The organism is Lachnoclostridium sp. An138 (assembly GCF_002160765.1).
GTDB lineage: Bacteria > Bacillota > Clostridia > Lachnospirales > Lachnospiraceae > Laedolimicola > Laedolimicola faecalis.
The window spans coordinates 135968-150074 of sequence record NZ_NFLF01000007.1 but is presented as its reverse complement, the minus strand read 5'-3'; the positions used below and the strand labels follow the sequence as shown (position 1 = coordinate 150074).

Sequence of the window (14107 nt, the reverse complement as noted above, 5' to 3'; positions counted from 1 at the left end):
TGATACCAATATCAAACACAAGAATCAGGAAAAAGGCGGAAAAGAATTATGAGTGAGAAGAAGATTACAAGAATCGAAGGAGGCGTGACTGCGGCGGAGGGCTTTGAGGCAGCTGCCGCGGCGGCCGGAATCAAATACCAGGGCCGGGATGATATGGCTCTGATTTACAGCGGAATTCCCTGCCGGGCAGCAGGAACCTTTACCACCAATGTGGTGAAGGCGGCTCCCGTGAAATGGGATCAGAAGATTGTGGCGGAGGCGCCTTACGTACAGGCTGTGGTTGTAAATTCGGGAATCGCCAACGCCTGTACGGGAGCAGAGGGTTACGGTTACTGTAAGGAGACAGCGGAAGAGGCTGCGAAGGTGCTTGGCGTGCCGGAGACGGCAGTGCTGGTGGCTTCCACAGGCGTCATCGGCATGCAGCTTCCCATGGACCGGCTGAAAAAGGGTATTTCCCTTCTGAAGGAAGCAAAGGGAGAAGGCGCGGAAAAAGGCACTGCGGCGGCGAAAGCCATCATGACTACGGATACGATCCATAAGGAGATCGCCGTACAGGTGGAGCTGGGAGGAAAGACGGTGACTATCGGCGGTATGAGTAAAGGTTCCGGCATGATTCATCCGAATATGTGCACGATGCTGGCCTTCGTGACCACCGACGCGGCCATTTCAAAGGAAATGCTGCAGCGGGCAGTCAGCGCGGATGTGAAGGACACCTACAACATGATTTCCGTGGACGGAGACACCTCTACCAACGACACTCTGCTGGTGCTGGCCAACGGTCTGGCGGGCAATCCGGAGATCACGGAGGAAAATGAGGATTACCGGACTTTTGCCGCGGCCCTGAATGAGGTGAATACCTATCTGGCAAAGAAGATGGCGGGAGACGGGGAAGGAGCTACAGCTCTTTTCGAGGTGAAGATCGTGGGAGCCGAGAGCAAGGAGCAGGCGGTGACCCTGAGTAAATCCGTGGTGACCTCCAGTCTGGTGAAGGCGGCCATCTACGGCCATGACGCCAACTGGGGACGGATTCTTTGCGCCATGGGCTATTCCGGCGCCCAGTTTGATCCGGAGAAGGTGGATCTGTTTTTTGAGAGCGCCGCAGGACGCATCCAGATCATTGAAAACGGAGTGGCGGTGGATTACAGCGAAGAGGAGGCCACCCGGATTCTCTCCGAGCCGGAGGTGACAGCCATTGCGGATGTGAAAATGGGAACGGCTTCGGCTGTGGCCTGGGGCTGCGACCTGACCTATGATTATGTGAAGATTAACGCGGATTACCGCTCCTGATAAAGGGAATGGGAAGCGTGTCGGATAAGAGCTGAGAGGAGTACGAAAAATGAGCAGAGAAGAAGAAATGCAGACCTATCTGGAAAAGGCCAAGGTGCTGGTAGAAGCGCTTCCCTACATCCAGAGATTTAACCGGAAAATCATTGTAGTAAAATACGGAGGCAGCGCCATGGTGGACGAGTCTCTGAAGCGCAGCGTGATTCAGGATGTGACCCTTTTGAAGCTGGTAGGCTTCAAGCCCATCATTGTCCACGGCGGAGGAAAGGAAATCAGCCGCTGGGTCGGTAAGGTGGGAATGGAGCCCCACTTCATTAATGGCCTGCGGGTGACGGATGAGGAGACCATGGAGATCGCCGAGATGGTGCTGGGCAAGGTGGGAAAGAGCCTGGTGCAGCTGGTGGAAGAGCTGGGCGTGAAGGCGGTCAGCATCAGCGGAAAGGACGGCGGCCTGCTTCAGGTGGAAAAGAAGTATTCGAACGGACAGGACATCGGTTACGTCGGCGAGATTACGGAGGTTCAGCCGAAAATCCTGTATGATCTGCTGGAAAAGGATTTTCTTCCGATCGTGTGCCCGGTAGGGCTTGACAGGGAGTTCCGCACTTATAATATCAACGCGGACGACGCGGCCTGCGCCATTGCCCGGGCGGTTCACGCGGAGAAGCTGGCCTTCCTGACAGATATCGAGGGCGTGCGCCGGGACCCGGAGGACCCGTCCACGCTGATTTCCGAGCTCCATGTGGCAGAGGCGAAAAAGCTGATTGCAGGCGGCAATATCGGCGGCGGCATGCTGCCCAAGCTGAACAACTGCATTGACGCCATCGAGAACGGCGTGTCCAGAGTCCATATCCTGGATGGACGGATCGCCCATTGCCTGCTTCTGGAAATCTTTACGAACAAGGGAATCGGAACAGCGATTTTAAGCGAAGGAGAGACCAATTATTATGATGGAGAATAAAGAACAGATTATGGAACAGGCCGAAGAGGCCGTCCTTCACACCTATAACCGGTATCCGGTGGTACTGGATCACGGAGAGGGCGTCTACCTTTACGATACGGAAGGAAAGAAATATCTGGATTTTGCGGCCGGAATCGCGGTCCAGGCCCTGGGCTACCACTATCCGGGCTATGACGAGGCCCTGAAAGCCCAGATCGACAAGCTGATGCACACCTCGAATCTTTATTACAATGAACCTGCGGCCCGGGCGGCGGAGAAGCTGGTATCCTTAAGCGGCATGAGCAAGGTCTTCTTTACCAACAGCGGAACCGAGGCCATCGAGGGAGCCCTGAAGGCGGCCCGGAAATATACCTACGCGAAGGGAAGGACGGACGCTTATGAGATCATTGCCATGAACCATTCCTTCCATGGAAGAAGCATGGGAGCCCTGTCCGTGACCGGAAACGAACATTACCAGATTCCGTTCCGCCCTCTGGTGGGCGGCATCCGTTTCGCGGATTACAACGATCTGGAGAGCGTGAAAGCACAGTTCAGTGAGCATACCTGCGCGGTGATTCTGGAGACAGTCCAGGGAGAGGGAGGCATCTACCCGGCCACGGAGGAATTCTTAAAAGGGGTGAAGGCGCTCTGCGAGGAGCATGACGCCCTTCTGATTCTGGATGAGATTCAGTGCGGCATGGGACGTACCGGACATCTGTTTGCATGGCAGGAGTATGGTGTCAGGCCGAATATCATGACCTGCGCCAAGGCTCTGGGCTGCGGCGTTCCGGTAGGAGCCTTCCTGCTGGATGAGAAGACGGCTGCGGCCTCTCTGGCTCCCGGAGATCACGGAACGACCTATGGCGGAAACCCCTTTGTATGCGCGGCTGTGTCCAAGGTTCTGGATATCTTTGAGCAGGACCATATTGTGGAGCATGTGCGGCAGGTGGGCGCATATCTGGAAGAGAAGCTTGACGGCCTTGTAAAGAAATATGATTTTATCGCGGAGCGCCGTGGAAAGGGCCTGATTCAGGGTCTGGAAATCCAGGGTAGACCCGTGAATGAGATTGTGTTAAAATCATTGGAAGAGGGTCTTCTGGTGATTACGGCAGGCAGCAATGTACTTCGTCTGGTGCCGCCGCTGGTGATCACGGAGGCTCATGTGGATGAGATGCTGGAGAAGCTGGAAAAAGCCTTTGCCTGACGGCTTTTTTGGTACGGGCAGAGCGGCCCTTCCGGGATTCCCGGCCGGGTTTTGCAATGTTTCCAGCCTGGAAGTACAGAGATTAGAAAGGATCTTTCATGAGACATAAGATTTACCGGAGAGCAGCGGCTATCTTTGTAGTGCTGCTGGTGTTTGCCCAGATGACGCAGGTGGCCTGGTCTTACCACAGAGAGCAGGTAGAAGCGGCCATGACCGGGCAGGATGCGGAACCGGAGAAGCTTACGCTCTGGTATACGGACGAAAAGCTGAGTCCGTATCTGGTGGAGGCCGCATCTGAGTTTGAAGAGCAGAATCATGTGGAAATTACGCTGCAGCTGGTGACGGCGGTAGATTATATTGAACACATCAATACGGCCAGCATTTCGGATCTGGGAGGTCCGGACCTTTTTATCACCTCCAGCGAGCTTTTGGAAAAAGCGCGTCTGGCAGGCATCACGGTAGAGAATGACAGCTTTACCGATCGGGAGCTGGAGATGTATTTTCCACGGCAGGCGCTGAGCGCAGCCTCCTGCGGCGGAGCGCTGATGGCATATCCGTTTTATTTTGAGACCTGCTGCCTCCTTTACAATAAGAATTATGTAGATACGGCGCCGGCCACCATCGATGACATTCTGGCCTACGCGGACAGCTATGAGGGAAGCGAAGAGACAGCGCAGGTGGAAAACATCTTCAAATGGAATGTGGCGGATATTTTCTCGAACTTTTTCTTCATTGCCAATTATGTGAATCTGGGAGGAGAGACCGGAGACGATCCCTCACAGGTACAGCTGATGGCGGATGAGGTGACGGCCTGCCTGCAGTATTACCAGAGCCTGAACGCGTTCTTTGCCATCGATGCGGAAGAAGTGACCACAGAGAATGTGATACAGGAATTTATCGACGGCAAGACCGTCTATACCATAGCGAAGACAGACGCCATTGCGCAGATTGACGCCGCGATTGCCGCACAGGCCGCGGAAGGCGAAACCTCAGAGGAAGAAGGCGCGGAAGGAGAAGCCTCAGAGACAGAGGGTACTGAGGCGGAAGGATATTTCTACGGGATTGCTCAGGTTCCGGATTTGACCTCAGAACTGGCTACCAAGGGGCTTTCCGTCACGAACTCCGTGGTGGTGAATGCTTATTCCTCCCAGAGGGATCTGGCCAAAAGCTTTGCGCGCTATCTGACCTGCGACAAGGCAGGCGATTTGTATGCGCTGACAGGCAAGATGCCGGTGCGCCTGGATGTGGAGTATGAGAATCCGGAGATGACCGTGCTGCTGGAGCAGTATGAGAATTCCGTAGAGGTTCCGAAACTGACGGATCTGAGCAACTACTGGATTGAGATGGAGATTGCTTTTGCGAATATCTGGCAGGGCAGCGACGCCCAGACTGAGGCGGAGAGCGTGGCCCAGGAGATGATGGCGCAGCTTGGAACTCAGGAATAAGAGCCTTCGGGCTGAGTGAATGAAAATTCCAGTTATGGGAAAACTACTTTCAGCAATTGGAAAGACTGGAGGCAGCGGAACCATGATTGGAATTTTTATTGCATTGATTTCAGGAGCTCTGATGAGCGTTCAGGGTGTCTTTAACACAGAAGTGACGAAGGCCAGCAGCGTCTGGGTATCGGCCAGCTGGGTCCAGCTCTCGGCCCTTGTGACCTGTCTTGCGGTGTGGAGCGTGAAAGAGAGGGAAAATCTTCTGAATGTCTTTCAGGTAAGCCCAAAATACATGCTGCTGGGAGGCGTCATTGGAGCCTTCATCACCTTTACGGTTATCAAGAGCATGGAAAGCCTCGGACCGGCGAAAGCGGCCATGCTGATCGTGATTTCCCAGCTGATTGTGGCCTATCTTATTGAACTGTTCGGTATTTTCGGAGCTGAGAAAGCCGATTTTTCCTGGAGAAAGATGATAGGCATGGCTGTGGCCATTGCCGGAGTGGTTCTGTTCAAATGGGAGTAGAACAGGCAGGATGTTTTCCGGCACCGGCTGAAGCGCCGGCAGCCTGCTTCATGCTGAAAAATACAAAAACCGCTTGTAATCCTTCTCAAACTCCGTTACAATAAAACTGTTCTGTATCGGAGGGGCCTCATCAGAAGGAAAGGATGGGGAAAATGGGATACAGTTGGAAAACTGCTTTTTTATTCATGCTGCTTTTTACAGTCCTGTGTCTGGCCGGCTGCCGGGATACAGCTGTGCTGTATGACAGCGGCGGTGAGGAGACTGGAAATGTTCCGGCCGGTGAGACGGCAGATTCCGGCGAAGCGGCAGAGGAGGCAGCCGGGGAGACGGCTTCCAGAAAGACAGCGGAGAGCGTTATCTGTGTCTATGTCTGCGGAGAAGTGCATGCTCCCGGAGTCTATGAGCTTCCGGAGAGCGCCCGGGTTGTGGACGCCGTTGAAGCGGCAGGCGGAATGACGGAGGAAGCGTCGGATACCTGGCTGAATCTGGCGGAGCTTTTAAGTGACGGCCAGAAGATTGAGGTGCCGTCCGCGGAACGGGCGGAAGAGCTCCTGGAGGAGGAAAAGGAAGCGGAGAGCGGCCTGGTAAACCTGAATACAGCGTCGGCAGAGGAGCTGATGACGCTTACAGGAGTAGGAGAAGCCAAGGCCCGGGCGATCCTCGACTACCGGGAGGAGCATGGAGGGTTTCAGAAGCCGGAAGATTTGATGGAGATTCCGGGGATAAAAGAAGGCGTTTTTCAGAAAATCAAAGATCAGATTACAGTATAGCAGAGGCAGGAAGCATGGGAAAGAAAGTATTGGTAGTAGACGATGAGAAACTGATTGTAAAGGGACTGCGCTTTAGTCTGGAGCAGGAAGGGATGGAAGTAGACTGTGCTTACGATGGGGAGGAAGCCCTGGAGTACGCCAGAGCGAAGGAATACGATATTGTACTTCTGGACGTGATGCTTCCGAAGCTGGACGGCTTTGAGGTATGCCAGCAGATCCGTGAATTTTCCAATATGCCTATCATTATGCTGACAGCCAAAGGCGAGGATATGGATAAGATTCTGGGCCTGGAATACGGAGCGGACGACTATATTACGAAGCCCTTTAATATTCTGGAGATCAAGGCGAGGATCAAGGCGATTATGCGCCGTACCGGCCGGCCGGAAAAGGATCAGAAGAGCAGGGTGGTGGAGGCCGCGGATCTGAAGATGGATCTGGACAGCCGCCGTCTGTTTATCGGCGGCCGGGAGATCAATCTGACAGCCAAGGAATTCGATCTGCTGGAGCTTATGGCGCTCAATCCCGGAAAAGTATACAGCAGAGAGAACCTTCTGAATACAGTCTGGGGGTATGAATATCCCGGAGATGTGCGGACGGTAGATGTGCATATCCGCCGGCTGAGAGAAAAGATTGAGACAAATCCGAGTGAACCGAAATACGTTCATACCAAGTGGGGAGTTGGGTACTATTTCCAGGCATAGAATTGTTTTTACATATTTGAAAAGTCTGAAATTCCGGATTCTTCTGGTGCTTCTTGCGGCGGGGTGGATTCCCATGGCGCTGATGGCGGCCAGCCTTCTGAGCAGTTATCACAGCAGGGCTGTCTCCTCCAGAACTACGGAAGTGCAGAATCAGTGCAGAATACTGGCAAATCAGTTTATCAATTATCATTATCTGGATAACGCGTCTTCGGAGCTCATAGACGGCGAGCTGGCACAGCTGGCCGGCATGTATGACGGCCGGATTATTGTGGTCGATCAGAACTTCCGGGCTATCAAGGATACCTACGATCTGATTGAAGGCCGATACGTGGTATCAGAAGAGGTCATCCGCTGTTTCCAGGGAGAGACTACAAATCAGACCACGGCTGAGGGGTTTATAGAAATTACAGTGCCGGTCAAAAATAATGATACCACGGCCGCGGATGGAGAAAGCACGGGGAAAGACAACAGCTCTCCGGTACTGGGGGTACTGCTGGTCAGTATGTCTACAGACAGCATCAAGGTCAATGTGGAAGCCCTGACAGGAAATGCGGCTGTATTCTTCCTGGTGTACGGAATTCTGGTGACGGCTCTGGCGATTCTGTTTTCTCATCTGCTGGTACGTCCGGTTGACAGGGTGAGATCAGAACTCCATGAGATTTCCAGCGGACATTCCGCGGACGATCTGGCAGTGAAAGCCTATACGGAGACCGAGCAGATTTCGGAAGAGTTTAATAAGATCGTCACACAGATGCGGGTGCTGGATGAATCCAGGCAGGAATTTGTCTCCAATGTGTCCCATGAGCTGAAGACGCCACTGACTTCCATGAAGGTACTGGCGGATTCCCTGCTGATGCAGGAGGAGGCCCCGGTGGAGCTGTACAAGGAATTTATGGGAGACATTGCAGAGGAGATCGAGAGAGAGAACAAGATCATCACAGACCTGCTTTCTCTGGTAAAAATGGACAAAAAGGCGGCCAGCCTGAATATTGAGCCGGTGGATATCAACGATCTGCTGGAGCTGATTTTAAAACGGCTGCGTCCCATTGCTTCCAAAAAGAATATAGAGATGGTGCTGGAGAGCTTCCGGCCGGTGACGGCGGAAGTGGATGAGGGCCGGCTTACGCTGGCTTTTACAAATCTGGTGGAAAACGCCATCAAGTACAATAAGGAAAACGGCTGGGTCCATGTGTCCCTGGACGCGGACCATAAGTTTTTCTATGTGAAGGTGATGGATTCCGGTATGGGAATACCGGAGGAATCTCTGGATTACATCTTTGAGAGATTTTACCGTGTGGATAAGTCCCACTCCAATGAGATTGATGGAACGGGATTGGGACTTGCCATTGCAAAAAGCGCGGTTCTTGTGCATAAGGGGGCCATAAAAGTGTCCAGCCAGCTGGGAGAGGGCACTACATTTTCTGTCCGGATTCCGCTGAATTATATTGCGTAAGAAAGGACCGGCGCGGGAAGAAACTGCCGGGAGGTGTTTCATGAGACGAACAGGACGGCGCGCGGCTGCCGCCATACTGGCGCTGGCGCTTTTGACAGCTCTTCTGTCGGCCTGCCAGGAAGGAAGCAGTACAGAGACGGAAGAAAGTGAAAGCGGTTATAAAATATATTATCTGAATCAGTCTGAGACGGCGGTAGATACTGTAGACTATGAGCCTTCAGGGTCCGGAACGGAGGAGCTGATATCTGAATTTCTGGAGCAGCTTGCGGCCGTTCCCTCGGAGACAGACCTGAAAGCGGTCCTTACACAGGAAGCCGCAGTGGCCAGCTATACGTTGGAAAATGGCCAGCTGTCTCTCAATTTTGGAATAGATTATCAAAAGATGTCCGCGACGAAGGAGATCCTTACCCGTATGGCGGTGGTATGTACCCTTTGTCAGATTCCGGAAGTGGAGTACGTCACCTTTCTGGTAGGGGAGAATCCTCTGACAGACTCGGCGGAGACACCCATCGGCCCCATGAATGCGGAAAGCTTCGTGGAGAATCCGGGCAGCGGAGCGGATGATTACACTGTCACAACGGCAACCCTGTACTTTGCAAATGAAAGTGGAGATAAGCTGGTACGGGAGACGGTGAATATCAGTTACAGCAGCAATGTATCTCTGGAAAAGCTTGTGGTGGAGCAGCTGATCAGCGGCCCGCTTACCCAGGACGCCTATCCGACGATTCCGAAAGAGACAAAGCTTCTGAACATCTCTGTTAAAGACGGCATCTGCTATGTGAATCTGGACAACGGCTTTTTGAGCCAGGGATATGATGTGACGGAAGCTGTTCCGATCTATTCCATTGTCAATTCTCTGACGGATATTCCCGGAATCAGCAGGGTGCAGATTCTGATCAATGGCGAAACCAATCTGGTTTTCCGGGAGAGCATTCGTTTTGATACGATTTTTTCAAGAAATCTGGATATTATAGAGGAAGAATGAGAAAAAGACCTTTATGTCTGACGGCTCTTTTTCTGACACTGCTTCTCCTGATTCTTCCGGCAGACCTGTGGATGCAAGCATCTCCCCTGCCGGAGGGCAGGGGAAGCCCGGAAGTCCTCACCGGGGAGATCTGCGGAATCGAACCGGGAGGAAAGGCCGTCAGCCTGAAAAACACAAATTTATCTGATACCGGAATCATTCTGGTATATTTCGACGCCGAACCCTTATTTTCTATCGGCAATACCATACGAATTGAGAATAATTTTGAATTAAAGGAGCCTGAAAAACCGGCGAATCCGGGTCAGTTTGACGCAAGGCTGTATTATCAGACCAAAAGGATTCTTCTGTTCTGCTATGCGGAAGAAGCGGAAGTGATCGATGGAAGCGTACAGGCTGTCCCACAGTTTTTTTACCGCCTGAGGGAGGAGTTAAGCAGACGATGCCGAGCTCTTTTCGCGGAACAATACAGGGGCGTGATTGGAGCCATGCTGCTGGGGGATAAGTCAGAGCTGTCCAATGAGACGAAAGAGATTTACCAGAAGAGCGGTATGTCCCATCTGCTGGCCATCTCCGGCCTGCATGTGTCCATCTTTGGAATGACGCTGTACCGTCTGTTCCGGAAAGCGGGCCTTCCTTTCTGGGCCGCAGGCGTGCCTTCCATGCTTCTGGTCCTGTCCTATGGAGTTCTTACCGGTATGAGCACTTCGACGGCCAGGGCGGTGATCATGTTCCTGCTTTCGGTAACGGCGGATATCTTCGGAAAAAGCTATGACATGCTCACAGCTCTGGCCTGCGCGGCCCTATTCCTTCTGGTGGAACAGCCGCTGTATGCCAGAAGCGCTTCGTTCCTGCTGTCCTTCGGGGCAGTGCTGGGGATTGGCCTGGTTTACCCGGCGCTTCAGGAACTTTTTCCCGTCCACAGGAAAAGGTTTCAGGCAGTGCTTTTAAGCCTTTCGGTCCAGCTGATGACGCTTCCGATGGTGGAAAGCTTTTACTGTGAGATTCCTCTGTATTCGGTCCCCCTGAATCTGGTGGTGATTCCCCTTATGACAGCTTTGATGTTTTCCGGGATTCTGGCTGTGGGAGTCAGTTTTCTTTTCCCCGGAGCGGCCAGGCTGCTGGCTCTATTCTGCTCTGCCATTATGGAGGTTTACGAGCGTCTGGGAAGCTTTTCCTTACGTCTTCCGGGCTCTGTGATTCACTGTGGAAAGCCGGAGAATTGGAAGCTGCTTTTGTATTATCTGTGCCTTGGGATATTCCTGCTGTGGAGATTCCGGGTAAGAGAAAAGAGGAAAAGAAGTATAGCGGAACAGTACGCGGCTGGAGAAGAGGAGGGGGAAGAGGAAGAAAAGAGGCCGGAGACTCATATCCGCAGAAAACGGCTGGGAAGCGCCGCTGTGCTGATTCTGATGAATATGCTCCTGCTGGCGCGTTTTTCGAATGGATTTCAATTTACCATGCTGGACGTGGGTCAGGGAGACTGCCTCTTTCTCCGGACAGCGTCGGGAACACAGATACTGGTGGACGGAGGAAGCACCAGCGTATCCAAAGCGGGAACCTACAGGATTCTGCCTTTCCTGAAAACAGAGGGAGTGGGGAGACTGGATTATGTGATTCTTACACATATGGATGAGGATCACATATCCGGCGTCCGGGAGCTTCTGGAGCAGAGCAGGAGGCCCGGAAATCTGAAAATCGACACGCTTCTTCTGTCGGAGCCGTCCTTAAAAGAAGAAAAAGGCCAGGAGCTGGCCAATCTTGCAAGAGCCGCCGGCACAAAAATCAGAATCATCAGCAGAGGTATGACGCTGGAGGACCGCTCCGCGAAACTGCATTGTCTTTATCCGGTGCAGGGAGAGGAATACACGGATACCAATGGAGCTTCTGTGACGCTTTACGTTACATACGATGAATTCTCCATGCTGCTGACAGGGGATTTGGGAAAAGAGGGGGAAGCAGAAATCCTGAAAACGGGAACCACTGTGGACTGCGATGTTCTGAAGGCCGGTCATCACGGCTCCGACACGTCCAGCTCCGAAGCATGGCTGACAGCGGCTTCCCCGGCCCTTGCCCTGATTTCCTGCGGGGAGGATAACTCCTACGGACATCCCCACGCGGGGACCCTGGAACGGCTGCGGGCGGCAGGAAGCGGAATCCTGGTTACGATGGACTGGGGAGCGCTGACGGTGCGAAGTGATGGAAAAAATTTTCGGGCAGAAGCTTTCTGCCCGGAGGAAAAGGAGTAAAGAGAAAGGCATATTGCCGTACCTACGCGCTGTACTTCACAATCAGAATCTCTACGCTGAGCACATCTGTCATCCTGCCGGTCTTGACGGCTTCTTCTGCGTCCACGCAGTCCTGTACCGCATTCCGGAGCTGCTGCATGGTAAAGCTTTTGGCCTGGGTCATCAGCCGTCCGGCGATAAAGGGAGCGACCTGGGCTTTGGAAGCGACCGAGGCCCGGTCCATACCTTTGGCGGTCAGGCTCTTTACCAGCAGAAGCTGGTTGAACTGGCGGGCAATCAGAAAAAGAATGCGCATGGGCGGCTCTTTTAAGGCCAGCAGATCATAGTAAAGGTCGAGAGCCAGGCGCTGCTTCTTTTCGGCGATGGCCCGGATCATCTCAAAAATCTGTCCGGTAGTCTGCATGGTGCAGATCTCTTCCACATCTTCAGAGGTAATGACCTCCCGTCCGATGGTATAGCTTAAAAGTTTTTCCAGCTCCATATGGATGTTTTCCATATCAGAGCCGGTGCGCTCCAGAAAAAGCTGAAGAGTGGACTCTGTGATTTTTTTATTTTCCTTTTTGAGCGTGCCGAGAATCCATTTCATCAGAGTACGCTCATCCTGAAGCTGAAATTCGGTCACCCGGCCGTATTTCTGAACGGCCTTGTAAAGCCGGTTCCGCTTGTCCACCTCCGTCTCCACAAAAAGAAGGCAGGTGGTATCCGGCATGTTCGGAAGGTAGTCGGCCAGTTCGTCGCATTTGTTCTTGAAAAATCCACTGTCCTCTATGAGAATCAGCCGCCGCTCTGCGAAAAAGGGCAGGGTCTCAGCCAGACTGATGATTTCAGCCGGATCGATGCCTTTTCCTTCGAAGCGGGAAAAATTCATGGTATCAGATGGGTCGGCCAGAGCGTTTTTCAGCCGGTTCTTATACTGAGTGCGCAGATAGGCCTCCTCTCCGTAAAGGAGATAGGAAGATTTGAAGCTGCCGTTCTTGATATCTTCTGCCAGCATTTTCATAAAGCTCACCTCATGGATTTCTGTGATACATAAAACACGCTGTCAGGATGGAAGAAAGTCTTGTGCATACACTTATACACTTCTTTCCATATGACAAAAAAGACGCCCAACTGACGGTATTGGGCGTCTCTTTTTTTATCTGAATTAAGCGATGCTGTTTACAGCCTTGGTCAGACGGGAAATCTTGCGGGAAGTGGTATTCTTGTGATACACTCCCTTGGAAGTCGCCTTGCTCATGACAGAAATCGCAGCCTTCAGGCAGGCCTTTGCGGTCTCAGCGTCCTTTGCAGCAACTGCAGCATCCACTTTCTTAATCGCAGTCTTAACCTCAGATTTGATTGCCTTATTTCTTGCTGTTCTGGTCTCGGCAATCAGAACTCTCTTCTTTGCAGACTTGATGTTAGCCAATCCGTACACCTCCAAAATTATCATTCATACTGATTTTATCTGTACATGTTCCGTAAAAGCCGGACACGGACGTCTTTACAAAACATACTCATTTATTGTAGGCCACGAAAGCTTTTCTGTCAATACATAATTTGCAAAAAATCGTGAAAACTGAGTGTATGCAGAAGCCGTCGGAGTATGAATGGAGGGCTCAATGGACGCGTTTGTATAACCATATGAAAGGACGGCAGAAAGAATAAGAGGGTGTGAAGATATGGAGCAGTTTCAGGTGCGCACAGATCTGGCTCTGGAGGCCAGAGAGCGGTACGAGGAGGATGTGGAGATCCGGGGAGTTTCTGTGGAAGAGACCTACGATGAAAAGCGGGATATCCGGGCCACCACAGTCCGCATCGAGTCAGAAAACGGGGCAAAAGCCATGGGAAAACCTATCGGTGTCTATATCACGCTGGAAGCGCCGAAGCTTTCAGAGCCGGATAAGGATTATCACAGAGAGGTTTCGGAGGCTCTGGCAGTTTACCTTCAGGAGCTTCTGGGAACGAAGGAGGAACGTTCTGTGCTGGTGGTGGGCCTTGGCAACCGGGAGGTGACCCCGGACGCTCTGGGGCCGGAGGTGGTGGGAAATCTGCGGATTACCCGCCATGTGGTAAAAGAGTATGGAAAAGCGGCTTTTGAGAAAGAAAAGGTTCATATGGTCAGCGGGATCGTGCCGGGGGTCATGGCACAGACGGGAATGGAGACGCTGGAGATCGTCAGGGGCGTCGTGGAGGAGACGCAGCCGGACGTGGTGGTGGCTATCGACGCGCTGGCCGCCCGCAGCAGCAAGCGGCTGAACCGGACCATCCAGATCTCCGACGCGGGGATTCATCCAGGGTCGGGGGTAGGCAATCACCGCCACAGTCTGACACGGGAGACCATAGGGGTTCCCGTCGTGGCCATCGGTGTGCCGACCGTTGTGGACGCGGCGACGATTGTTTATGACGCTGTCAGGGACAGAAACGCTGTTCCGCCAGGGCTGAACAGCATGTTTGTGACCCCTAAGGATATTGATGAAACCATAAAGCATCTGAGCTTTACGATCTCGGAAGCCCTGAATATCGCTCTGTCATAGAAGACTGTCTGCAGGAATATATTGAAGATAGCATTGGCGTTCGGAACCAGCC

Annotated in this window: 13 protein-coding genes; 11 read left to right on the top strand and 2 right to left on the bottom strand. The window is 52.7% G+C overall.

The features are described from left to right. Positions 1-63: 63 nt before the first annotated feature. The 10 genes from argJ (at position 64) to B5E82_RS08205 (ending at position 11539) form a co-directional block, all read left to right on the top strand. Complete coding sequence (gene argJ, locus B5E82_RS08250; protein WP_087307109.1) at positions 64-1287, top strand: bifunctional glutamate N-acetyltransferase/amino-acid acetyltransferase ArgJ; 1224 nt, start codon at positions 64-66, stop codon at positions 1285-1287. A gap of 49 nt (positions 1288-1336) precedes the next feature. After that, the gene (argB, locus tag B5E82_RS08245; protein WP_242966277.1) at positions 1337-2242 is read left to right on the top strand and encodes an acetylglutamate kinase; all 906 of its coding nucleotides are present in this window, start codon (positions 1337-1339) and stop codon (positions 2240-2242) included. After that, positions 2232-3425 carry an aspartate aminotransferase family protein gene (locus tag B5E82_RS08240; protein WP_087307107.1) on the top strand — a complete coding sequence of 398 codons (1194 nt, stop codon included), beginning with the start codon at positions 2232-2234 and terminating at the stop codon, positions 3423-3425. Before argB ends, B5E82_RS08240 begins: the two co-directional genes overlap by 11 nt. Before the next feature lie 98 nt (positions 3426-3523). Next, positions 3524-4870: an extracellular solute-binding protein gene (locus B5E82_RS08235; RefSeq protein ID WP_087307076.1), complete on the top strand. Its 1347-nt coding sequence runs from the start codon at positions 3524-3526 to the stop codon at positions 4868-4870. Positions 4871-4952: 82 nt separating this feature from the next. Further along, complete coding sequence (locus B5E82_RS08230) at positions 4953-5384, top strand: DMT family transporter (RefSeq protein ID WP_087307075.1); 432 nt, start codon at positions 4953-4955, stop codon at positions 5382-5384. A gap of 152 nt (positions 5385-5536) precedes the next feature. Beyond that, the gene (locus B5E82_RS08225) at positions 5537-6154 is read left to right on the top strand and encodes a helix-hairpin-helix domain-containing protein (protein ID WP_242966275.1); all 618 of its coding nucleotides are present in this window, start codon (positions 5537-5539) and stop codon (positions 6152-6154) included. A gap of 14 nt (positions 6155-6168) precedes the next feature. Next, positions 6169-6855 (top strand): response regulator transcription factor, encoded by a 687-nt coding sequence (locus B5E82_RS08220; protein ID WP_087307074.1) that lies wholly within the window; start codon positions 6169-6171, stop codon positions 6853-6855. A gap of 73 nt (positions 6856-6928) precedes the next feature. Next, the gene (locus tag B5E82_RS08215) at positions 6929-8308 is read left to right on the top strand and encodes a sensor histidine kinase (protein ID WP_087307106.1); all 1380 of its coding nucleotides are present in this window, start codon (positions 6929-6931) and stop codon (positions 8306-8308) included. Positions 8309-8348: 40 nt separating this feature from the next. Further along, positions 8349-9293 (top strand): GerMN domain-containing protein, encoded by a 945-nt coding sequence (locus B5E82_RS08210; protein ID WP_087307073.1) that lies wholly within the window; start codon positions 8349-8351, stop codon positions 9291-9293. Further along, positions 9290-11539, top strand: coding sequence for a ComEC/Rec2 family competence protein (locus B5E82_RS08205; protein WP_087307072.1), 2250 nt, complete (start codon positions 9290-9292; stop codon positions 11537-11539). The genes B5E82_RS08210 and B5E82_RS08205 overlap by 4 nt, the downstream gene beginning before the upstream one ends. 22 nt (positions 11540-11561) lie before the next feature. Here B5E82_RS08205 and holA read toward each other — a convergent pair whose 3' ends face one another. Both holA and rpsT read right to left on the bottom strand, forming a co-directional pair. Then, on the bottom strand, positions 11562-12539 hold the full coding sequence (gene holA, locus B5E82_RS08200; protein ID WP_087307071.1) for a DNA polymerase III subunit delta: 978 nt from the start codon (positions 12537-12539) through the stop codon (positions 11562-11564). Positions 12540-12683: 144 nt separating this feature from the next. Then, positions 12684-12947 (bottom strand): 30S ribosomal protein S20, encoded by a 264-nt coding sequence (rpsT, locus tag B5E82_RS08195; protein ID WP_087307070.1) that lies wholly within the window; start codon positions 12945-12947, stop codon positions 12684-12686. Positions 12948-13200: 253 nt separating this feature from the next. Between rpsT and gpr the strand changes: the two genes are divergently transcribed. Beyond that, positions 13201-14055 (top strand): GPR endopeptidase, encoded by an 855-nt coding sequence (gene gpr, locus B5E82_RS08190; RefSeq protein ID WP_087307069.1) that lies wholly within the window; start codon positions 13201-13203, stop codon positions 14053-14055. Positions 14056-14107: the final 52 nt, after the last annotated feature.